This is a genomic window from Nocardioides exalbidus (assembly GCF_900105585.1).
Lineage (GTDB): Bacteria > Actinomycetota > Actinomycetes > Propionibacteriales > Nocardioidaceae > Nocardioides > Nocardioides exalbidus.
Window position 1 is genome coordinate 4,465,829 of record NZ_FNRT01000002.1, and the last position, 19,508, is coordinate 4,485,336.

Below are 19,508 nucleotides of genomic sequence, written 5' to 3' on the forward strand. Positions count from 1 at the left end.
GTCAATGCTGCTTCACGACGCGCGGCGGGCGCTGGCAGCGTGGGCAGAAGTAGGACGAACGGTTCATGAACGCCACCCGCCGGATCGGCGTGCCGCAGCGTCGGCACGGCTCGCCCTCCTGCCCGTAGGCGTCGAGGGAGCGGTCGAAGTAGCCGGACTCCCCGTTGACGTTGACGTAGAGCGCGTCGAACGACGTGCCGCCCTGCGCGAGCGCCTCGCCCATCACGTCGCGGACGTGGCCGAGCAGCTCGCGGAGCACGGGCCCGGTGAGCCGGTCCCCCGGTCGCTCGCCGTGCAGCCGGGCGCGCCACAGCGACTCGTCGGCATAGATGTTGCCGACGCCGGAGATCAGCCCCTGGTCGAGGAGCAGCCGCTTGATGCCGGACGTACGACGACGGGCGCGGCGCACGAACTCCTCGTCGTCGAACAGCGGGTCGATCGGGTCGCGGGCGATGTGCACGATCTCGGTGGGGAGGTCGGCACCGCCCTCCGAGACGGCGAGGCCGCCGAACATCCGCTGGTCGACGAAGCGCATCTCGAGCGCGCGTCCGTCGGGCGTGGCCAGCGTGAAGCGCACCCGCAGGTGGCGCTCGTCGGGTGCGCCGGGCTCGTAAAGGAGCATCTGGCCGCTCATGCCGAGGTGGCCGAGCAGGGCGTCGCCGTTGGCCAGGGCGAGCCAGAAGTACTTGCCGCGTCGGCGCACGGCGCTGATGCGCTGGCCGGTGAGGGCGGCGACGAACCCGGTGGAGCCGCGGTGGTCACGGCGCACGGGGCGCGGGTGCAGCACCTCCACGGCGGCGATGGTGCTGCCGACGACGTGGCGCTCGAGGCCGGCGCGGACGACCTCGACCTCGGGGAGCTCGGGCACGGGGTGCTCCGGGGCTCAGGAGTCGGAGGTGCTCGAGGCGTGGGCCGCCTCGATCTCGCGGTAGGCGGTCTCCGCGGCGCCCTGCTCGGCCTCCTTCTTGGAACGGCCGGTGCCGTTGCCGAGGACCTGCTCGCCGACGCGGACGCGGGCGACGAAGGTCTTCATGTGGTCGGGCCCGTCGTCCTCGATGAGGTATTCGGGGACGCCGAGGCCGAGGTCGGCGGAGAGCTCCTGGAGGGAGGTCTTCCAGTCGAGGCCGGCGCCCATCGAGGCCGCGGCCTCCATCACCGGGTCGAAGAGCCGGTGGACGACCTTGGCGGCCTCCTCCATGCCACCGCTGAGGTGGATGGCGCCGATCACCGCCTCGACGGTGTCGGAGAGGATCGAGGCCTTGTCGCGACCGCCGGTGGTCTCCTCGCCGCGGCCCAGCATGATGTGCTGGCCGAGCTCGATCTCGCGCGCCACGTCGGCCAGCGCGCGAGCGTTGACGACGGCCGCGCGGAGCTTGGCCAGCCGGCCCTCGGAGAAGTCCGGGTGGGTGCGGTAGAGCGTCTCGGTGACCACGACCCCGAGCACGGAGTCTCCGAGGAACTCCAGGCGCTCGTTGGTCGGGATCTGTCCGTTCTCGTAGGCGAACGAACGGTGGGTCAGGGCGCGCTCGAGCAGCTCGGGATCCAGGACCGGATCACCGAGCGCCGAGCGGAGCTCGTCGGTGGTCAGGGGACTCAGAGGACCTGGCGACGGTCGGCGCGCGCGCCGTACTGGCCGCACTGGCCGCACGCACGGTGCGGGAGGTGCTTGGCGCCGCAGGCGGGGTTGGCGCACGTCGCGAGGGTCGGCGCGACGGCCTTCCACTGCGAACGGCGGTGACGCGTGTTGCTGCGCGACATCTTCCGCTTCGGAACAGCCATGGTTGTCTCCTGTTGCTCGTTGCTCCACCGGGGTCTCCCGGCGAGGTGGTCAGTCTGTGGGGTCCTGCAGCTGCTGGAGTCCTGCCCAGCGCGGGTCGATCGGCGCTTCGTGTGCGTGGTCCGGATCATCCGCGAGCCGCGCACCGCACTCGATGCACAACCCGGGGCAATCATCCATGCACAGCGGCTGGAAGGGCAGTGCGAGCACCACCGCATCCCGCAGCAGGGGCTCGAGGTCGATCAGGTCGTCCTCGAGCCGGCTGGTCTCGTCGTCGAGGTCGTGGTCGTCGTGCTCCGCGGCCTTGTCGTGCTGGTCGGGGTAGACGTAGAGCTCCTGCAGCGTCACGTGGACCTCGTCCTCGATCGGCTCCAGGCACCGTACGCACTCCCCCGCGAGCGCGGCCGTGGCCGTGCCCGTGAGCAGCACGCCCTCCATGACCGCCTCCAGCCGCAGGTCGAGCTCGACCGGCGATCCTTCGGGGACAGAGAGGACTTCGATACCAAGTTCTGCTGGCGCCGGAACCGAGAGCTCGAGCTCACGCTGGGACCCCGGGCGGCGGCCGAGCTCGCGAGTGTCAAGCACGAGCGGCGCCCTCGGGTCCAGGCTGCTCACGTCGAACTCCTGCTTCTGGACACCAACACAACCTCGGAATCGTATCCGCCGCGCGGGCACGGGGGCAAAACGAGTGGCACGTGGGACTGCCGCCGGGTCAGGAGCGCCGCTCCGCGAGGCGGCGTACGAGATGCTCGTGGACCGCCTCGGGGAGCAGCCCGCGCACGTCGCCACCGAGCGCGGCGACTTCCTTGACCAGGCTGGACGACACGAAGGCGTTGCCCACGGCACCGGGGAGGAAGACCGTCTCGACGCCGGTGAGGTGGGAGTTCATCTGGGCCATCGGGAGCTCGTACTCGTAGTCGCCGGAGCCGCGCAGGCCCTTGACGATCGCGACCGCGTCGATCTCGCGGCAGAAGTCGACGATGAGCCCCTCGAAGCCGGCGACCCGGACGTTGCCGAGGTCGGCCGTGGCCTCCTCGAGCATCGCGATGCGCTCGTCGGGGCTGAAGAGCCGGTTCTTGGAGGCGTTGACACCGATCGCGACGACGACCTCGTCGAAGAGCCCGGCCGCCCGCCCGACGATGTCGAGGTGGCCGTTGGTCACCGGGTCGAACGACCCGGGGCAGACTGCGCGACGCACGCGCGCTCCCTCCTGTCGGGCCCGTGGCAGCGAGGCTGGAGTCAGGCTGCCGGGGTGGCGTGACCGTACCAAAGCGCGGTCTCGCCGTAGCGCTTGATGCGCTCCTCCTCGATGCCCTCCGGCCAGGTGACGACGGTGCGCTTGGCGGCGCGCTCGACGACGACGATGGCGCCCGGGACGAGCCAGCCGTGCGCCACCAGCGCGACCAGGTCGGCGTCGACCTCCGCGTCGGTCGTGGGGTAGGGCGGGTCGAGGAAGACCACGTCGTAGGGGGCGGCGGGCTGCGCTGCGAGGAACGTCGAGACGGTCGTGGCGACGACCCTGGCGCGGGAGAAGCCGAGGGTGGCGGCGTTGCGGGTGATGAGGGAGGCCGTACGCCGGTCCTGCTCGACGAGCGTGACGACGCCCGCGCCGCGGGACCAGGCCTCGAGGCCGACCGCGCCGGAGCCGGCGTAGAGGTCGAGGAAGCGCAGCCCGTCGAGCGAGCCGGTGCGCGACTCGATCGCCGAGAAGAGCGCCTCGCGGACGCGGTCGCTGGTGGGTCGCGTCGTCTGGCCGCGCGGCGTCTCCAGCCGGCGGCCGCCCGCCGATCCCCCGATGATGCGCGTCATGTCCCCGTGGTCAGCCCTTCTCCATGAACCCTGACGCCGCAGAACGCTCCACGTCGGCCACTGCGTCGGCGAGTGCGGGCGCCTGCTCGAGCCCAGGGTCCTCGGAGAGTAGCGCCTCCGCCGCCTCCCGGGCACGGTCGATGGTCTTCTCGTCGCGCAGCACCCGGAGCGAGACGAGGCTGGACTTGAAGCCCGACTGGTGGGACCCGAGGACGTCGCCCTCGCGACGCTGCTCGAGGTCGACGCGGCTCAGCTCGAAGCCGTCGGTGGTGGCAGCGACGGCGTCGAGGCGGTCGCGGGCGGGCGAGCCGATCTCGGCGTGCGAGACCAGCAGGCACAGGCCCGGCAGGCCGCCACGTCCGACGCGTCCGCGCAGCTGGTGCAGCTGGGACACGCCGAACCGGTCGGCGTCGAGGAGCACCATCGCGGTGGCGTTGTGGACGTCGACGCCGACCTCGATGACGGTCGTCGAGACGAGCACGTCGACCTCACCGGCGGCGAACGCCCGCATCGTCCGGTCCTTCTCGTCGGGCGCCAGCCTGCCGTGCAGGATCGCCGTGCGGAGGCCGGCGAGCGGCCCGGCCGCCAGCTCGGCGTGGACCTCCTCGACCGCGGCGAGCGACCGCTTCGGGGCGATCTCCTTGCCGTCCTCGTCGAGGTCGAGCTGGTCGGTCTCGCCCTCCTCGCCGTTGTCGCCCGAGATCCGCGGGCACACGATGTAGGCCTGGTGCCCCTTCGCGACCTCCTCGCGCACCCGCTGCCAGACCCGGTCGATCCACGCCGGCTGGTCGGCGAGGGGGACGACGTTGGTCTGGATCGGGGCCCGACCGGCGGGGAGCTCGGCGAGGACGGACGTCTCGAGGTCGCCGAAGACGGTCATCGCGACCGTGCGCGGGATGGGCGTCGCCGTCATGACCAGGACGTGGGGCGGGGTGCCGGCCTTGTCGGTGAGGGCGGCGCGCTGCTCCACGCCGAAGCGGTGCTGCTCGTCGACGACGACCAGCCCGAGGTCGGCGAACTCGACGCGGTCCTCGAGGATCGCGTGGGTGCCGATGACGATGCCGGCCTCGCCCGTGACGATCTTGAGCATCGCCTCCTGCCGCGCCGCCCTCCCCATCGACCCGGTGAGCAGCACGACGGTCGTCGCCTCGGCGGCACCACCGAGCATCCCGCCCTGGGCGAGGTCGCCGAGCATCGCGGTGATCGAGCGGAGGTGCTGCTGCGCCAGCACCTCGGTGGGGGCGAGCAGCGCCGCCTGCCCACCTGCGTCGACGACCTGGAGCATCGCGCGCAGCGCGACGAGGGTCTTGCCGGACCCGACCTCACCCTGCAGCAGCCGGTTCATCGGGTGGTCGCGCGAGAGCTCCTCGGCGACCAGGCCGCCGATCTCGCGCTGGCCGTCGGTCAGCTCGAACGGCAGGCGCGCGTCGAAGGCCGCGAGCACGCCGTCGGCGCGGCCGGCGCGCGACTGGGCGCCCTGCGCTCGGTGCACGGCCCGCCGCCGGGCCAGCACGAGCTGGAGCACGAGCGCCTCCTCGAAGCGGAACCGCTTCTGCGCCGCCCCGAGCTGGCTCCAGTCGTCGGGTGCGTGGATCCAGCGCAGCGCCTGCATGACCGTGAGCAGGTCGAAGCGCTCGCGCAGCTCGGGGGTGAAGACGTCGGGGACGCCGGTCACGAGGTCGAGCGCGGCCGAGACGACCTTCTGCAGGTCCCACGTGTAGAGCTTCGCGGTCAGCGGGTAGACCGGCAGCAGGTTGCTGAGGGTGGCGGCCTCCGGGCCGTCGAGGGCGAACCCGTGCGGCTGCTCGAGCTGCCAGATCTGCCGGAACAGCTTGGCCTTGCCGGTGAAGACCGCCCGGCTGCCGGGCCGGAACTCCGCCTCGTGGCGGTCGGCCTGGCCCTGGTAGGGGCTGAACATGGTCACGGAGAAGTCGGGTCCGTCGGTGCGCAGCCGCACCGTCGTACGGAACTGGCGGCGGTTGCCGGAGAAGAAGGACGCGCTCTCGCAGGAGCGGACCTCGCCGACGATCGTCAGCTGCTCCCCGACGACCGGCCTGGCGACCTCGGACAGCTCGGTCGCGGCGACGTAGCGGCGGGGGAAGTGGCGCAGGAGGTCACCGACGGTCGCCAGGCCCAGGCCCTCCTCGGCGAGCTTGCGCTTCTTGTGGTGGTTGCCGAAGACCGCACCGATCGGGCTCTCCGGGGTGATCGCGACCATGGTCCAATCCTGCCGATCACTCGACGCTGACGAGCAGCGGGTAGCGCGGTTGCCCCCCGTCGTGGACGGCCACGTCGACCGTGGGATGCCGGTCCTCGACGTGGGCGGCGACCACCTCGGCGAGCTCGACGCCACCCTCGCCGGACACGATCGTGACGAGCTCGCCACCACCGGCGAGCAGTCGCTCGAGGACCTCGGTCGCCACCGTCTCGAGGTCGGAGCCGACCACCGCGAAGTCGCCCGCGATGACGCCGAGCGCGTCGCCGGGCTCGCACGGCCCGGCCATCGTGATCGCCTGCCGGGCCGCGATCGTGACGGCACCGTGGCGTGCGTGGCGCGCGGTCGCGGTCATCTCGCGGACGTCGGCGTCGAAGGCACGGCCGGGCTCGTGGACCGAGATCGCCGCGAGTCCCTGCACCTGGGCGGCCGTCGGGATCACCTCGACGTGGACCTCGAGCTCGGCCTCGGCGGTGCGCGCCGCGATCTCGGCCGCACGGACCGAGTCGCCGTCGTTGGGGAGCACGACGACCTCCGCGGCGCCGCAGGCCGTGATCGCCTCGAGCAGCTGGCCCGTCGACGGGCGTTGCCCCGGACCGCCGGTGACGACGACGGCACCTGCGGACTCGAACAGCTCGACCAGCCCGGGGCCTGCCGCGACGGCGACGACCCGGCGGCCCGTGCGCGTCGAGGCGCGGCCCGACGGCGAGTGGCGGGTGGCGACCTGCTCGGCGAAGTGGGTGACCCGGATCCGGTGCGGGCGCCCGGCCGTGATGCCCGCCTCGATCGCGGCGCCGACGTCGTCGACGTGGACGTGGACGTTCCACAGCCCGTCTCCGCCCACCACGACGAGGCTGTCGCCGAGGGCAGTGAGCGTCGCGCGCAGCGGGGCGATCGCCTCGTCGGCGGCGTCGAGCAGGAACATCACCTCGTAGCCGGGACCGTCCTCGGTGAGGTGGTCGCCCTCCCCCGCGCCGCCGGCGTGGGCCGAGACGAGTGGGGAGACGGGGATGTGGTGGGTGCCGATCGGTGCGGTCCACGGCGTCGGACGGCGGCCCGTCGCGGTGGTCTCGACGGCGTCGAGCACGATCGTGAGCCCGCGGCCCCCGGCGTCGACGACGCCGGCCTGGGCCAGCACGGGGAGCTGGTCCGGCGTACGGGCGAGGGCGGTGCGCGCAGCCGCGGCCGCGGCCGAGAAGACGTCGCGGGCCCGGGCGCCGTCGTGCTGGGAGGCGGCGAGGGCGGCGTCGGACGCTGCGCGGGCGACCGTGAGGATCGTCCCCTCGACCGGGGTGCCGACCGCGGCATAGCTGGCGTCGGTGGCCGAGGACATCGCGACGGCGATCGTCCGGGCGCGCGGGTCCTGGCCGTCCGCACCCGCGAGGTGGGTGACGTAGGCGCGGAGCATCTGGCTGAGGATCACCCCGGAGTTGCCCCGCGCCCCCATCAGCGCGGCGCGGGCGAGCAGTGCCATCCCCTCGTCGAGCGTGAGGTCGGGGTCGGCCGCGCGGGCGGCGCGGAGCTCGTCGCGGGCAGCCGAGACGGTGAGGAACATGTTGGTGCCGGTGTCACCGTCGGGCACGGGATAGACGTTCAGGGCGTCGATCTCCTCGCGCGCCGAGGACAGCGCGTCGGTCGCGATGTCGACGAACCGGGCGACGCCGTCGAGCGTGATGCCGTGGGTGACTGGCTCCATCGAGTCGGTGTGCTCCGGGTTGGTCGAGGGTGTGGTCGAGGGTGTGGTCGAAGGGGTCGTGGGATGAACTGTGGTGCGCGCCACAGGGTAGTAGGAGGGTGCGACCGGACTGCGATTTCATGCCTGCGCCGGACCTCGGCTACTCTTGCGCGGTTGCCTTCTGCCGCTTCCTGCGGTGAGGGCTCCCTGACACATCAACCTCGAACGGATCGGAGTGCACGGTGGCTGCCGTCTGCGACATCTGCGCCAAGAAGCCGGGCTTCGGAAACAACCGTCCCTGGTCGCGCAAGATCACGAAGCGTCGCTTCAACCCCAACATCCAGCGCGTCCGGGCGACCGTCAACGGCACGCCCAAGCGCCTCAACGTCTGCACCGGCTGCCTCAAGGCCGGCAAGGTCTCCCGCTGACCTGACCAGACTTCCTGTCGTCGCCCCCGTCACTGATGTGGCGGGGGCTTCGTCGTGTCAGAAGTGGGTCCAGCCGGTGGGGCCGTCGTACGCGCCCCCGTCGACGGTGACGCCCTCGCCCTCGCGGACGTCGCCGACGACCTGCCACCCGGCGGGCACGGACCCGGTGTCGGGGAAGGTCGCGAGGAGCGCGTGGTCGTCGCCGCCGGCCAGGATGAACTGCATCGGGTCGGCGCCGAGCGCCGCGCCCACCGCCACGAGCGGCTCCGGGACCTCGAAGGCGCCGGTGCGCACGTCGATCGCGACGCCGCTGGCCTCCGCGAGGTGCGCGGCCTCGGCGAGGAGGCCGTCGGAGACGTCGATGAGGGAGGTCGCCCCGGCCTCGGCGGCCTCCTTGCCGGCGGCGTACGGCGGCTCCGGCCGGCGGTAGGCCTCGACCAGCACCCGCGGGGAGCGGAACCCGCGCCCGAGGACGGCGAGTCCTCCGGCCGCCCAGCCCTGGCGACCGGTGAGGGCGAGCACGTCGCCGGGACGGGCGCCCGAGCGGAGGACGGGCGAGACGGTGCACTGGCCCAGGACCGTCACCGCGATGACGATCTCGTCGGCGCGGGTGGTGTCGCCCCCGACGACCGTGGCCCCGACGGTGGCGCACTCCGCGGCAAAACCGCGGGCGAAGTCGAGCGCCCACTGCACGGGGAGGTCGGCGGGCGCGGCCAGGCCGATGGTCAGGTGGCGGGCGGTGCCGCCCATGGCGTTGATGTCGGAGAGGTTCTGCGCGGCCGCGCGGTGGCCCACGTCCTCGGCGCTGGCCCAGTCACGGCGGAAGTGGCGGCCCTCGACGACCATGTCGGTGGAGACCACGACGTGGCCGTGCCTGATGCGCAGCACGGCGGCGTCGTCACCGGGCCCGACGAGCACGTGCTCGTCGTCGGCGAGAGCCTCGCCGAACTGGGCGACGAGCTGCGAGATGAGGCCGAACTCGCCGGCCTCACCGAGGGTTGCGTCCGGGTCGAGGGCCATGTCCCCATCCCACCAGACCGGGCCGGTGACCACTGTCACCCGGCCCCTGTCGGCACCGACGCGTCGCGCGGTAGGTTTGGCCGGTCACACCCGCTGAACGAGACCGAGGAGTCCACGATGGTCGTCCAGGCCTACATCCTGATCCAGACCGACGTCGGCAAGGCCGCCGAGGTAGCCCGCGAGATCGCCCAGGTCAACGGCGTCACGCTCGCCGAGGACGTCACCGGTCCCTACGACGTGATCGTGCGCGCGGAGGCCAAGAACGTCGACGAGCTCGGCAAGCTCGTCGTCTCGAAGGTCCAGAACCTCGACGGCATCACCCGGACGCTGACCTGCCCGGTCGTCCACATCTGAGCCACGTGCCCCGACGGCGACGCCCCGGTCCACCCATGGGCCGGGGCGTCGTCGCGTCCGTGCTCGCGTGTGCGCTCCTGACCGCCTGCAGCGGGGGCGGGCCCATCGAGGTCGACGACCCCGACCTCTCCCCCGCCGACCGCGCGACGTGCGAGGCCCTCGTCGCCGACCTGCCCGGCACGCTCGCCGGCCAGGACCGCGTGGACGTCGAGCCCGCGGACGCGCTCGGCGCGGCGTGGGGCGATCCGGCGTACGTCCTCACCTGCGGCGTGCCGCTGCCGTCGGACTACGAGGAGACGGCCGAGTGCAACATCATCAAGGGCGTCGGGTGGTGGGTGCCGGACGACCAGCTCACCGACCAGGGCGAGGACGCGACGCCGGTGGCGCTCAGCCTCGCGCCCTACGTCGAGGTGGACGTGCCGTCCGACTACCGCGCCGAGGGCATCGACCGCGCCCTCGCCGAGCTCGCGCCGGTGCTGAAGGAGCACCTCGGCGAGGGGCTGTCCTGCCTCTGAGGACTCAGCGCAGGCCGGTGTCGCGGTGGAGCGCGAGCTGCAGCAGCCGGTCGACGAGCTGGGGGTACGACATCCCGGACGCCGCCCACATCTGGGGTACATCGACGTCGGGGTGAAGCCCGGCATCGTGTTGAGCTCGTTGATCACGAGCGCCCCGTCGGGCATGACGAAGAAGTCGACGCGCGCCAGGCCCTCGCAGGAGAGCGCCTCGAACGCGCGCACCGCCATCGCGCGGAGCTCCTGCTCGGTCCCGGCCGGCAGGTCGGCGGGGATGTCGATCTCGGTGTGCTGGTCGGCGAGGTACTTCGCCTCGAAGTCGTAGAACTCGTGGTCGCCGCCGGTGCGGACCTCGCCGGGACGCGAGGTCTCCGCCGGTCCCTCGATCGTGCCGAGCACGCCGCACTCGACCTCGCGCGCGCCCTCCATCGACTGCTCGACGAGCACCTTCGGGTCGTGGCGGAAGGCCTCCTCGAGCGCCTCGGTGATCTCCGAGGCGTCGTGGACCTTGCTGATGCCCATGCTCGATCCGGCCCGGGCCGGCTTCACGAAGGAGGGGAAACCGAGGTCCTCGACGCGCGTGCGTACGCCGACCGGGTCCTGCGCCAGCTCGCTGCGGGTGACGACGATGCCGGGGGTCACCGGGAGCCCGGCGGCCTGGAGCACGACCTTCATGTAGGCCTTGTCCATGCCGATCGCCGAGGCGAGCACGCCGGAGCCGACGTAGCGCACGGCCGCCATCTCGAGCATCCCCTGCAGGGTGCCGTCCTCGCCCCAGGGGCCGTGGAGCAACGGGAACACCACGTCGACCTCGCCGATCACCGACGGGACGCTGGACGGCTCGGTGACCACGAGGTCGGTCCCGGTGGTGGCGCCCATCAGGGCCACCGGCGAGCGGTCGGCGTCGACCACCGGCAGCTCGCTCCCCCGGATCGCGAGCCGCGACGGCTCGTCGGCCTCGAGGACCCAGCGGCCGTCGGTGGCGATCCCGACCGGCACGACGTCGTAGGCGTCGCGGTCGATCGCGGCGAGCACGCTGCCCGCCGTCACGCAGGAGATGCCGTGCTCGGAGGACCGGCCGCCGAACACGACGGCGACTCGGGGCTTGCGCCCGGGCTCGTCGGGCGTCTTGTCGGCAGAGGTCTCGTTCATCGGCACGACCCTATCCACCTACGCTGGCGCCCATGGCTGCAGACTCTCCGCTCAGGCCCAGCACGATCGCCGTGACGGCCGGACGCCCGGACAAGGTGCCCGACGCCCCGCTCAACACGCCGATCACGATGGCCGCGACCTACGTCGCCGGCGGGGACGTGGAGTACGGCCGCTACGGCAACCCGACCTGGACGGCCCTCGAGGACGCGCTCGGGCAGCTCGAGGGCGGTCGTTGCCTCACCTTCGCCTCCGGCCTCGCGGCCGTCGCGACGGTGCTCGACCTGGTCGGCGCCGACGGCACGGTCGTCGTACCGAGGCACGCCTACACCGGCACCGTCATGCAGCTCGCCGACCTCGAGGCCCGCGGACGGCTGAAGGCCCTGCTCGTCGACATCACCGACACCGACGCCGTCGTCGCGGCCTGCGCGGACGCCGCACTGGTGTGGCTCGAGTCGCCGACCAACCCGGCGCTCGAGGTGGCCGACATCGCCACGATCACGGCCGCCGCCCACGAGGCCGGTGCCTACGTCGTCGTCGACAACACCTTCGCCACTCCCCTGCTCCAGCGTCCGCTCGAGGACGGCGTCGACATCGTCGTGCACTCCGCGACGAAGTACCTCGCCGGCCACTCCGACGTGCAGATGGGCGCGATCGTCACCCGCGACGACGACCTCCTCGGCGTGCTCAAGGGCCGCCGCGACCTGCTGGGCGCGATCCCCGGGCCGTTCGAGGCCTGGCTGACGCTGCGCGGCCTGCGCACCCTCCACCTGCGCGTCGAGCGCTCGCAGGCCAACGCCCAGGAGCTCGTACGCCGCCTCGCCGAGCACCCCGCGCTGTCGGAGGTGCGCTACCCCGGCTTCGGCGGCATCGTGAGCATCGTGCTCGCCCAGGGCGAGGTGGCCGCCGACCTGCTCAGCCGCAAGACCCGGTTGTGGATCCACGCGACCTCGCTCGGCGGTGTCGAGTCGAGCCTCGAGCGCCGACGGCGCTGGAAGGCCGAGGCGGCGACGATCCCCGAGGGCCTCGTGCGGCTCTCGGTCGGCATCGAGGACGTCGACGACCTCTGGGAGGACCTGAGGACCGCCCTGGACGGGTGTGTCGGCTGACCTCGCCGACCGGGACGTCATGAGAATCCCCGGTTCGGACCGGGAATTCTCATGACGTCGCGTGCGGAGGCCGTCGGACGGACCAGATCTCGCGCCTCGACCTAGTCCGTCTCGGCCTTCGTGTCGCGGGCGATGAAGGAGTTGACCATGTCGAGGGCGGTCATCTTGCCGTCGACGACGGCGTCGACGGCCTGGGCGATGGGGGCGTCGACCCCCTCGCGCTCGGCGAGGGCGAGGAGCGACTTGCAGGACTTGGCACCCTCGGCGACCTGCCGGGTCGAGGCGTAGATCTCCTCGGTCGTCATGCCCTGGCCGAGGCGCTCGCCGAAGGTGCGGTTGCGCGAGAGCGGCGAGGAGCAGGTGGCGACGAGGTCGCCGAGCCCGGCGAGGCCCATCAGGGTGAGCGGGTTGGCGCCCTGCGCCATGGCGAGGCGGGCGGTCTCGGCGAGGCCGCGGGTGATCACGGACGCCGTGGTGTTGTCGCCGAAGCCGAGGCCGACCGCCATGCCGACGGCGAGGCCGACGACGTTCTTGTAGGCGCCGCCGATCTCGCAGCCGAGCACGTCGACGGACGTGTAGGGCCGGAACGACGGGCCGTGGGTGATCGCCTGGAGCTGCTTGGCACGGTCCTCGTCGGTGCACGCGACGACGGAGGCGGCGGGCTCGCGCCGCGCGATCTCGCGCGCGAGGTTGGGGCCGCTGATGACGGCGATGCGGTCGGCCGAGGCGTCGGTGACCTCCTGGATCACCTCGCTCATCCGCATCAGCGAGCCGAGCTCGACGCCCTTCATCAGCGAGACCATGGTGGCCTTCTCGGGGATGATCGGCGCCCACGCGGTGAGGTTCTCCCGCAGGCTCTGCGACGGGACGGTGAGGACGACGACGTCGGCGTCGGCGGCGACCTGCTCGGCGTCGGTCGACGCACTGATCGTCGGGGGCAGCTCGATGCCGGGCAGGTAGTCGGTGTTCTCCCGCCGGTCGTTGATCGCCTCGACCACGTCGTCGCGGCGCGCCCAGAGGGAGACGTCGTTGCCGGCGTCGGCGAGCACGAGCGAGAACGCGGTGCCCCACGACCCGGCACTGAACACGGCGACCTTCGTCATCGGCTGCCCTTCCTCTTCTTCGTCTGGTCCTCGTGGGGGTTGCCGGTCTCGCGCAGGCCGAGCTGGCGCGGGTCGAACCGTTCGGCGGGGGCGGTGCCACCGCGCACGTCCTCGACGAGCGAGGTGATCGCCGCCATGATCCGCTCGGTCGCCTCGGCGGTGACCTCGGCGGACTGCGGGGCCGCGACGAGGTCGGCGAGGTCGACCGGGTCGCCCGCCTTCATCACGACGTGCTTGCGCGGCAGCAGGTGCGGGGTCTTCGTGTAGGGCGGCAGCACCTCCTGCGCACCCCACTGTCCGACCGGGATGACCGGGCAGCCGGTGGCCAGGGCGATCCGGGCGGCGCCGGTCTTGCCCTTCATCGGCCACAGGTCGGGCTCGCGCGTCAGCGTGCCCTCGGGATAGATCACGATGCACTCGCCGTCGTGGATCGCGCGCACCGCCGCGTCGTAGGCACCGACGGCGTTGCGGCTCAACCGCTCGACCGGGATCTGTCCTGCGGACGTGAGGAACCCGCCGAGGTACTTGTTGGTGAACAGGCCGGACTTCGCGAGGTAGCGCGGCAGCCGGCCGTGGTCGTAGACGAAGTGAGCCGACAGCAGTGGGTCGACGTGGGAGATGTGGTTGATCGCGACGATGCAGCCGCCGGTGGCCGGGATCTTCTCGCCGTCGATCCACGTGCGCGAGGTCGCGGACAGCAAGGTCGGCTTCAGGATGCTCGCCGCGACGGTGAAGGCCCAGCCGCGCTTCCGCTCCAGCTTCCTGACGCGCACCCAGCGCCCTCCCTCTTCCCGCGGTCGTGTGTGACGCTCGCTGCGTCGCGAGCAGGCTACTCGGTCCCACGCCGGCGACCGGCACACCGCCGCGCACCTCGCCGGTGGCAGGATTCTGCGGTGACGTCCCAGACCCCTGAGCCGCTGCGATGCGTGGTCGTCGTACCCGTCAAGCCCCCGGCGTTCGGCAAGTCCCGGCTCTCGGCCGACGAACCCCTCGACGACGAGGCCCGGCGCGCGCTCGCCGAGGCGTTCGCGCTCGACACCGTGCAGGCGGCGGTGTCGACGCCCGGCGTCGAGGCCGTGCTCGTCGTGACCGACGACTTCCGGCTGGCGGCGACGATGCGCGCCTTCGGTGCCGAGGTGATGCCCGACGGCACCAGCGAGGACCTCAACGCGACGCTGGTGCAGGGCGCCGCAGAGGTCGTACGACGCTGGCCGGGCGCCGTGCCCGTGGCGCTGTGCGCCGACCTGCCCGGGCTGCGACCGGTCGAGCTCGCGTCGGTCCTGGCCGAGGTCGTGGGCGAGGTGGGCCTGGGCCACGAGGTGTTCGTGCGCGACCACGCGGGCAGCGGCACGACGTTGTACGCCGCTCCTGCCGCCCGCTTCTCACCGGCGTTCGGCGTCGACTCGGCGGCCCGGCACTCCGGCGGCGGTGCCGTCGAGGTCGGTGTCGCAGCGACGAGCGTGCGTCGCGACGTCGACGACCTCGACGACCTCGACGCGGCCCTGGCGGCCGGCGTCGGCCCACACACCGCGCAGGCGAGTGCCCACCTGACACGCTGAAGGCGGGCCGTCCCGATGGGACGGCCCGCCTTCAGTGCTGGTGCTGTGTCAGGACTTCTTCGCGGTCTTCTTGGCCGGGGCCTTCTTCGCGGGAGCCTTCTTGGCGGCGGTCTTGGCCGGCGCCTTCTTGGCCGCGGTGGTCTTCGCCGCGGTCTTCTTGGCCGGCGTCGCCTTCTTGGCGGCGGCGGTCTTGGCGGGAGCAGCCTTCTTGGCCGGCGCCTTCTTGGCAGCCGTGGTGGCGGGAGCAGCCTTCTTGGCCGAGGCCTTCTTGGCCGGCGTCGCCTTCTTGGCGGCGGCGGTCTTGGCAGGAGCAGCCTTCTTCGCCGGCGCCGCCGACTTGGCCGGTGCCTTCTTGGCGGTCGAGGAGGCAGCGCCGGTCACGGCCGCAGCCGCAGCGCGCACACCGGCGGGCGGCTTCGGCATGTTGGCGGCCGTCAGCTTGGGAAGCTTCTTCGCACCCGAGATGACGTCCTTGAGCTCCTTGCCGGCGGAGAACTTCGGCACGGACTTCTTCTTCGACTTGATCCGCTCACCCGTCTGCGGGTTGCGGACCCAGCGCGCGTTGCGCACGGCCTTCTCGAAGGAGCCGAAGCCCGTGATCGCGACCTTCTCGCCCTTCGCGACCTCGCGCGTGATCGTGTCGAGCACCGACTCGAGCGCGTGCGCCGCCTGCTTGCGGTTCCCCTCGTAACGCGCGGCGAGCGCGTCGATGAGCTCTGTCTTGTTCACTAGCTTCCCTTCCAATGAACCTCTGGAAGCCGAGCTCGTGCTCGACCCTTCCGTCGCACGCTAGGCACAAGGAAGGGTGAGGACAATCACCATCGCCCTTATTTGCAGGGGTTTTTTCAAGCAGTGACTGGCTTCCAGCTCGGCCGCGCGGCCTCGAAGGCCGTGATGTCGGCGTCGTGGCCGAGGGTGATCCCGATGTCGTCGAGTCCCTCCAGCAGCCGCCAGCGGGTGTAGTCGTCGATGTCGAAGGAGTCCTCGACGGCGTCCTCGCCCACGCCGGCACGGACGGTGCGGCTCTCCAGGTCGACGGTGATCTCGCCGCCCGGGTGGTCCTCCATCCAGTCCCACAGGCGCTGCACGACCTTCTCGTCGACCTGCGCCGCGACCAGCCCGGCCTTGCCGGAGTTGCCGCGGAAGATGTCGGCGAAGCGCGAGGAGATGACGACCTTGAAGCCGTAGTTCTGCAGCGCCCACACGGCGTGCTCGCGCGAGCTGCCGGTGCCGAAGTCGGGACCGGCGACCAGCACCGTGCCGGCCGCGTAGGTCGGATCGTTGAGCACGAAGTCCGGGTCGTTGCGCCAGGCTGCGAACAGGCCGTCCTCGAAGCCGGTGCGGGTCACGCGCTTGAGGTAGACCGCCGGGATGATCTGGTCGGTGTCGACGTTGCTGCGCTTGAGCGGGACGCCGAGACCGGTGTGGGTCGTGAACTTGTCCATGGGTCAGACCTCCTGCAGGTCGGCCGGGCTGGAGAGGGTGCCGCGGATCGCGGTCGCGGCTGCGACGGGGACGGAGACGAGGTGCGTGCGCCCGCCCTTGCCCTGGCGGCCCTCGAAGTTGCGGTTGGACGTCGACGCGCTGCGCTCGCCGGGAGCCAGCTGGTCCGGGTTCATGCCCAGGCACATCGAGCAGCCCGCGCCGCGCCACTCGGCGCCCGAGGCGATGAACACCTTGTCGAGCCCCTCGGCCTCGGCCTGCAGCCGTACGCGCACCGAGCCGGGCACGACGAGCAGGCGGGTGTCGTCGGCGACGTGGCGCCCGTCGAGGATCGACGCGGCCAGGCGGAGGTCCTCGATGCGCCCGTTGGTGCAGGAGCCGACGAAGACCGTGTCGACCTTGACCTCCCGCAGCGGCGTGCCGGCCTCGAGGCCCATGTACTGCAGGGCCTTCTCGGTGGCGATCTTGTCGTTGGGCTCGTCGAAGTCGTCGGGGCTCGGGACGCTGGCACCGAGCGGCGCACCCTGGCCGGGGTTGGTGCCCCACGTGACGAACGGCGTCATCGTCGCGGCGTCGAGCTCGATCTCCTTGTCGAAGACCGCGTCGTCGTCGGTGCGCAGCGTCCTCCAGTGCGCGACGGCGGCGTCCCAGTCGTCGCCCTTCGGCGCCTCGGGCTTGCCCTCGATGTAGTCGAAGGTTGTCTGGTCGGGGGCGATCAGGCCGGCCTTGGCGCCCCACTCGATCGACATGTTGCACACCGTCATCCGGCCCTCCATCGAGAGCTCCTCGATGGCCTGACCGCGGTACTCCACGATGTAGCCCTGACCGCCACCGGTGCCGGTGTGCGTGATCAGGGTGAGCACCATGTCCTTGGCCGTGACGCCCTCGGGCAGGCTGCCATTGATGGTGACGGCCATCGTCTTGGGCTTCGCCTGCGTCAGCGTCTGCGTGGCGAGCACGTGCTCGACCTCGGAGGTGCCGATGCCGAAGGCGATCGCGCCGAACGCGCCGTGCGTGGAGGTGTGCGAGTCGCCGCACACGATCGTCATGCCAGGCTGGGTCAGGCCGAGCTGCGGCCCGACGACATGCACGATGCCCTGCTCGATGTCGCCGAGCGGGTGCAGCCGGACGCCGAAGTCGGCGGCGTTCTTGCGGAGCGTCTCCACCTGGGTGCGGCTGACGGGGTCGGCGATCGGCTTGTCCCAGTCGATGGTGGGGACGTTGTGGTCCTCGGTCGCGAGCGTCAGGTCGGGTCGGCGCACGGTGCGGTTGGCCAGGCGCAGGCCGTCGAAGGCCTGCGGCGAGGTCACCTCGTGGAGGAGGTGGAGGTCGATGAAGAGGAGGTCGGGCTCTCCGGCGGCACTGCGGACGACGTGCTCGTCCCAGACTTTCTCGGACAGGGTCTTGCCCATGACACAAACTCCTTCGACTTCAACGTGCGGTGGGGCGACGCTACATCTTGCATCCCACTCCCTGAGATGACAATATCGGCATATGGACAACGGATCTGGCGTCGGCGTTCTCGACAAGGCCGCGCTCGTGCTCGCAGCGCTCGAGGCCGGACCGGCCACGCTGGCCGGTCTCGTCGCCGGCACCGGGCTGGCCCGACCCACCGCCCACCGCCTCGCCGTCGCCCTGGAGCACCACCGCCTCGTCGCCCGCGACATGCAGGGCCGCTTCGTCCTCGGCCCGCGGCTGGCCGAGCTCTCGGCCGCCGCCGGCGAGGATCGCCTCCTCGCGGCCGCCGGCCCGGTCCTGGCCCGCCTGCGCGACATCACCGGCGAGTCGGCCCAGCTCTGGCGCCGCCAGGGCGAGCACCGCGTCTGCGTCGCCGCAGCCGAGCGCCCCTCCGGCCTGCGCGACACGATCCCCGTCGGCTCGCAGCTCACCATGAACGCCGGGTCCGCCGCGCAGATCCTGCTCGCCTGGGAGGACCCTGAGCGGATGCACCGCGGCCTGCAGAACGCCGCCTTCTCCGCCACCGCCCTGTCCGGCATCCGCCGCCGCGGCTGGTCGCAGTCGGTCGGCGAGCGCGAGCAGGGCGTCGCGTCGGTCTCCGCGCCCGTCCGCTCCCCCGGTGGCAAGGTCATCGCGGCGGTCTCGGTCTCCGGTCCCCTCGAGCGCCTCTCGCGCCAGCCCGGCCGGATGCACGCACCCGCCGTCCTCGCCGCCGCCGACCGGCTCTCCGAGTCGCTGCGGCGCGCCGCGTCGGAGTAGCCGCCGCCCCACGACCGGCTCAGAGCAGCAGGCCGAGCCCGAGGCAGGTGAGGCCGAGGGCGAGCACGGTCGCGCCGGCGAACACCAGCGCGACGAGCCCGTTGGGCCTCTCGCGCCCCTCGCCCATCGAGGAGAAGAAGAACCCCGCCGGCATGAGGATCGCCGCGGCCGGGGCGCCGGTGCGGGCGAGCCATCCGATCGCGCCGTCCAGGTCGGCGGCGTCGGCGTAGGGCTGGATCGCGAGCCCGAGCAGCAGCAGGACCGCGGCGTGGGCGTGCCCGGCGCGCGCGAAGCCGATCTGGAACGCCGTCGCCGTGCCGGGCCTGCGCCAGAGCCGCATCAGGTAGAGGCCGCCCGTCTCGACGGTGACGAGCGAGAGCAGCAGGATCCCGGCGAGGGCCTGGGACTCAGCAGACATGATGACCTCCGATTGCTGGATAGCGTTGCTATCCAATATGGGACACCTGAACTATCCGATGTGTCAAGATGTCCGCATGCGCCTCGCCGAGCTGTCCCGCACCAGCGGCCTCCCCACCGCGACGATCAAGTACTACCTCCGCCTCGGGCTGCTGGCGCCCGGCGCGACCGAGAGCAGCACCTGGGCGTCGTACGACGACTCGCACGTGCGCCGCCTCGCCCTCGTCCGCGCGCTGACCGAGGTCGCGGGCCTCTCGCTCGAGGACGTGCGGCGCGTGCTGGGGGCGGTCGACGACGTCTCGGTCCCGCTGCACGAGAGCTTCGGCACCGCCCAGTGGCTGCTCTCCCCCGAGCCGGAGGCGGCCCCATCCCGGGAGGCGCTCGAGATGGTCGACGGCCTCGTCGCGCGGCAGGGGTGGCACCTCGCCGACGGGGGCCCGCTCCGGGCACGCCTCGCGGGCCAGCTCGACACCCTCGCGCGACTCGACTTCCCCGCGACCGACGAGCTCCTCGACACCTACGCCGACTCCCTCCGGCCACTCGTCGAGCTCGACGTGTCGCGGATCCCCACCGAGGACCGCACGCGGGCCGTCGAGCGGGTCGTGGTCGGCACCCTGCTCTACGAACCGGTGATCGCGAGCATCCGCCGGATGCTGGCGGAGGTGGTGTCCAGCGAGACCCTAGACAGCTGATTCCTTCTCACCGCCGTCGTTTGTCGGGC

Annotated in this window: 22 protein-coding genes and 1 pseudogene; 7 read left to right on the top strand and 16 right to left on the bottom strand. The window is 72.2% G+C overall.

All coding sequences use genetic code 11. The annotated features are described in order from the left end of the window. Nucleotide 1 precedes the first annotated feature (1 nt). The 8 genes from mutM to BLV76_RS21705 form a co-directional block, all read right to left on the bottom strand. A complete protein-coding gene (mutM, locus tag BLV76_RS21670; protein WP_090972058.1) occupies nucleotides 2-868 on the bottom strand; it encodes a bifunctional DNA-formamidopyrimidine glycosylase/DNA-(apurinic or apyrimidinic site) lyase in 867 nt (288 codons plus the stop codon). A 15-nt stretch (nucleotides 869-883) separates the two neighbouring features. Continuing rightward, nucleotides 884-1,639, bottom strand: a complete 756-nt coding sequence (gene rnc, locus BLV76_RS21675) for a ribonuclease III (protein WP_090972060.1) — start codon at nucleotides 1,637-1,639, stop codon at nucleotides 884-886. Beyond that, nucleotides 1,594-1,779 (bottom strand): 50S ribosomal protein L32, encoded by a 186-nt coding sequence (gene rpmF / locus BLV76_RS21680; RefSeq protein ID WP_090972061.1) that lies wholly within the window; start codon nucleotides 1,777-1,779, stop codon nucleotides 1,594-1,596. Before rpmF ends, rnc begins: the two co-directional genes overlap by 46 nt. 49 nt (nucleotides 1,780-1,828) lie before the next feature. Further along, nucleotides 1,829-2,392 carry a YceD family protein gene (locus BLV76_RS21685; RefSeq protein ID WP_090972063.1) on the bottom strand — a complete coding sequence of 188 codons (564 nt, stop codon included), beginning with the start codon at nucleotides 2,390-2,392 and terminating at the stop codon, nucleotides 1,829-1,831. A gap of 97 nt (nucleotides 2,393-2,489) precedes the next feature. Beyond that, nucleotides 2,490-2,975: a pantetheine-phosphate adenylyltransferase gene (coaD, locus tag BLV76_RS21690; protein ID WP_090972065.1), complete on the bottom strand. Its 486-nt coding sequence runs from the start codon at nucleotides 2,973-2,975 to the stop codon at nucleotides 2,490-2,492. 41 nt (nucleotides 2,976-3,016) lie between these two features. Further along, the gene (gene rsmD / locus BLV76_RS21695; protein WP_090972067.1) at nucleotides 3,017-3,586 is read right to left on the bottom strand and encodes a 16S rRNA (guanine(966)-N(2))-methyltransferase RsmD; all 570 of its coding nucleotides are present in this window, start codon (nucleotides 3,584-3,586) and stop codon (nucleotides 3,017-3,019) included. Nucleotides 3,587-3,596: 10 nt separating this feature from the next. Then, the gene (locus tag BLV76_RS21700; RefSeq protein ID WP_090972069.1) at nucleotides 3,597-5,804 is read right to left on the bottom strand and encodes an ATP-dependent DNA helicase RecG; all 2,208 of its coding nucleotides are present in this window, start codon (nucleotides 5,802-5,804) and stop codon (nucleotides 3,597-3,599) included. 16 nt (nucleotides 5,805-5,820) lie between these two features. Then, nucleotides 5,821-7,497, bottom strand: coding sequence for a DAK2 domain-containing protein (locus tag BLV76_RS21705; RefSeq protein ID WP_090972071.1), 1,677 nt, complete (start codon nucleotides 7,495-7,497; stop codon nucleotides 5,821-5,823). A gap of 221 nt (nucleotides 7,498-7,718) precedes the next feature. Between BLV76_RS21705 and rpmB the strand changes: the two genes are divergently transcribed. Next, nucleotides 7,719-7,904, top strand: a complete 186-nt coding sequence (rpmB, locus tag BLV76_RS21710) for a 50S ribosomal protein L28 (RefSeq protein ID WP_056602600.1) — start codon at nucleotides 7,719-7,721, stop codon at nucleotides 7,902-7,904. A 57-nt stretch (nucleotides 7,905-7,961) separates the two neighbouring features. Here the strand turns inward: rpmB and BLV76_RS21715 are convergent, their stop codons facing one another. After that, entirely contained in the window at nucleotides 7,962-8,924 is a 963-nt protein-coding gene (locus tag BLV76_RS21715) for a thiamine-phosphate kinase (RefSeq protein WP_090972073.1), read from the bottom strand. A gap of 117 nt (nucleotides 8,925-9,041) precedes the next feature. Here BLV76_RS21715 and BLV76_RS21720 point away from each other — a divergent pair, with 117 nt between their 5' ends. Together BLV76_RS21720 and BLV76_RS23500 are read left to right on the top strand one after the other, a co-directional pair. Then, the gene (locus BLV76_RS21720) at nucleotides 9,042-9,278 is read left to right on the top strand and encodes an Lrp/AsnC family transcriptional regulator (protein ID WP_090972075.1); all 237 of its coding nucleotides are present in this window, start codon (nucleotides 9,042-9,044) and stop codon (nucleotides 9,276-9,278) included. A gap of 35 nt (nucleotides 9,279-9,313) precedes the next feature. Beyond that, a complete protein-coding gene (locus tag BLV76_RS23500) occupies nucleotides 9,314-9,793 on the top strand; it encodes a DUF3515 domain-containing protein (RefSeq protein ID WP_090972077.1) in 480 nt (159 codons plus the stop codon). A gap of 126 nt (nucleotides 9,794-9,919) precedes the next feature. Here BLV76_RS23500 and BLV76_RS21730 read toward each other — a convergent pair. Continuing rightward, a pseudogene (locus tag BLV76_RS21730) lies at nucleotides 9,920-10,942 on the bottom strand (D-alanine--D-alanine ligase family protein); the annotation flags it as partial. 32 nt (nucleotides 10,943-10,974) lie between these two features. Between BLV76_RS21730 and BLV76_RS21735 the strand changes: the two are divergent. After that, nucleotides 10,975-12,048, top strand: coding sequence for a trans-sulfuration enzyme family protein (locus tag BLV76_RS21735; protein ID WP_090972079.1), 1,074 nt, complete (start codon nucleotides 10,975-10,977; stop codon nucleotides 12,046-12,048). 101 nt (nucleotides 12,049-12,149) lie between these two features. On the opposite strand, the gene BLV76_RS21740 is transcribed toward BLV76_RS21735, so the two are convergent. Together BLV76_RS21740 and BLV76_RS21745 are read right to left on the bottom strand one after the other, a co-directional pair. Next, entirely contained in the window at nucleotides 12,150-13,151 is a 1,002-nt protein-coding gene (locus BLV76_RS21740) for an NAD(P)H-dependent glycerol-3-phosphate dehydrogenase (RefSeq protein WP_090972081.1), read from the bottom strand. Next, the gene (locus tag BLV76_RS21745) at nucleotides 13,148-13,924 is read right to left on the bottom strand and encodes a lysophospholipid acyltransferase family protein (RefSeq protein WP_090972083.1); all 777 of its coding nucleotides are present in this window, start codon (nucleotides 13,922-13,924) and stop codon (nucleotides 13,148-13,150) included. The genes BLV76_RS21740 and BLV76_RS21745 overlap by 4 nt, the downstream gene beginning before the upstream one ends. 120 nt (nucleotides 13,925-14,044) lie before the next feature. On the opposite strand from BLV76_RS21745, the gene cofC reads away from it, so the two are divergent. Then, nucleotides 14,045-14,710 (top strand): 2-phospho-L-lactate guanylyltransferase, encoded by a 666-nt coding sequence (gene cofC / locus BLV76_RS21750; RefSeq protein ID WP_217630420.1) that lies wholly within the window; start codon nucleotides 14,045-14,047, stop codon nucleotides 14,708-14,710. 48 nt (nucleotides 14,711-14,758) lie between these two features. Here cofC and BLV76_RS21755 read toward each other — a convergent pair whose 3' ends face one another. From BLV76_RS21755 to leuC, 3 genes are all read right to left on the bottom strand, one after another. Continuing rightward, nucleotides 14,759-15,439, bottom strand: a complete 681-nt coding sequence (locus BLV76_RS21755) for an HU family DNA-binding protein (protein WP_090972085.1) — start codon at nucleotides 15,437-15,439, stop codon at nucleotides 14,759-14,761. Nucleotides 15,440-15,555: 116 nt separating this feature from the next. Then, nucleotides 15,556-16,155, bottom strand: a complete 600-nt coding sequence (gene leuD, locus BLV76_RS21760) for a 3-isopropylmalate dehydratase small subunit (protein ID WP_090972087.1) — start codon at nucleotides 16,153-16,155, stop codon at nucleotides 15,556-15,558. A 3-nt stretch (nucleotides 16,156-16,158) separates the two neighbouring features. After that, the gene (gene leuC / locus BLV76_RS21765; RefSeq protein WP_090972089.1) at nucleotides 16,159-17,565 is read right to left on the bottom strand and encodes a 3-isopropylmalate dehydratase large subunit; all 1,407 of its coding nucleotides are present in this window, start codon (nucleotides 17,563-17,565) and stop codon (nucleotides 16,159-16,161) included. Nucleotides 17,566-17,647: 82 nt separating this feature from the next. Between leuC and BLV76_RS21770 the strand changes: the two genes are divergently transcribed. Continuing rightward, on the top strand, nucleotides 17,648-18,370 hold the full coding sequence (locus BLV76_RS21770) for an IclR family transcriptional regulator (RefSeq protein ID WP_090972091.1): 723 nt from the start codon (nucleotides 17,648-17,650) through the stop codon (nucleotides 18,368-18,370). A gap of 19 nt (nucleotides 18,371-18,389) precedes the next feature. Here the strand turns inward: BLV76_RS21770 and BLV76_RS21775 are convergent, their stop codons facing one another. After that, nucleotides 18,390-18,788, bottom strand: a complete 399-nt coding sequence (locus BLV76_RS21775) for a hypothetical protein (protein ID WP_090972093.1) — start codon at nucleotides 18,786-18,788, stop codon at nucleotides 18,390-18,392. 76 nt (nucleotides 18,789-18,864) lie between these two features. Between BLV76_RS21775 and BLV76_RS21780 the strand changes: the two genes are divergently transcribed. Continuing rightward, on the top strand, nucleotides 18,865-19,479 hold the full coding sequence (locus BLV76_RS21780) for a MerR family transcriptional regulator (protein WP_175539783.1): 615 nt from the start codon (nucleotides 18,865-18,867) through the stop codon (nucleotides 19,477-19,479). Nucleotides 19,480-19,508 lie beyond the last annotated feature (29 nt).

Coding starts and splice junctions, on each gene's coding strand:
- BLV76_RS23500 (WP_090972077.1), top strand. CDS start 9,314: ATGGGCCGGGGCGTCGTCGCGTCCGTGCTCGCGTGTGCGCTCCTGACC.
- leuC (WP_090972089.1), bottom strand. CDS start 17,565: ATGGGCAAGACCCTGTCCGAGAAAGTCTGGGACGAGCACGTCGTCCGC.
- BLV76_RS21715 (WP_090972073.1), bottom strand. CDS start 8,924: ATGGCCCTCGACCCGGACGCAACCCTCGGTGAGGCCGGCGAGTTCGGC.
- BLV76_RS21705 (WP_090972071.1), bottom strand. CDS start 7,497: ATGGAGCCAGTCACCCACGGCATCACGCTCGACGGCGTCGCCCGGTTC.
- BLV76_RS21700 (WP_090972069.1), bottom strand. CDS start 5,804: ATGGTCGCGATCACCCCGGAGAGCCCGATCGGTGCGGTCTTCGGCAAC.
- BLV76_RS21720 (WP_090972075.1), top strand. CDS start 9,042: ATGGTCGTCCAGGCCTACATCCTGATCCAGACCGACGTCGGCAAGGCC.
- leuD (WP_090972087.1), bottom strand. CDS start 16,155: ATGGACAAGTTCACGACCCACACCGGTCTCGGCGTCCCGCTCAAGCGC.
- BLV76_RS21770 (WP_090972091.1), top strand. CDS start 17,648: ATGGACAACGGATCTGGCGTCGGCGTTCTCGACAAGGCCGCGCTCGTG.
- BLV76_RS21775 (WP_090972093.1), bottom strand. CDS start 18,788: ATGTCTGCTGAGTCCCAGGCCCTCGCCGGGATCCTGCTGCTCTCGCTC.
- rpmF (WP_090972061.1), bottom strand. CDS start 1,779: ATGGCTGTTCCGAAGCGGAAGATGTCGCGCAGCAACACGCGTCACCGC.
- BLV76_RS21780 (WP_175539783.1), top strand. CDS start 18,865: ATGCGCCTCGCCGAGCTGTCCCGCACCAGCGGCCTCCCCACCGCGACG.
- BLV76_RS21740 (WP_090972081.1), bottom strand. CDS start 13,151: ATGACGAAGGTCGCCGTGTTCAGTGCCGGGTCGTGGGGCACCGCGTTC.
- BLV76_RS21735 (WP_090972079.1), top strand. CDS start 10,975: ATGGCTGCAGACTCTCCGCTCAGGCCCAGCACGATCGCCGTGACGGCC.
- rsmD (WP_090972067.1), bottom strand. CDS start 3,586: ATGACGCGCATCATCGGGGGATCGGCGGGCGGCCGCCGGCTGGAGACG.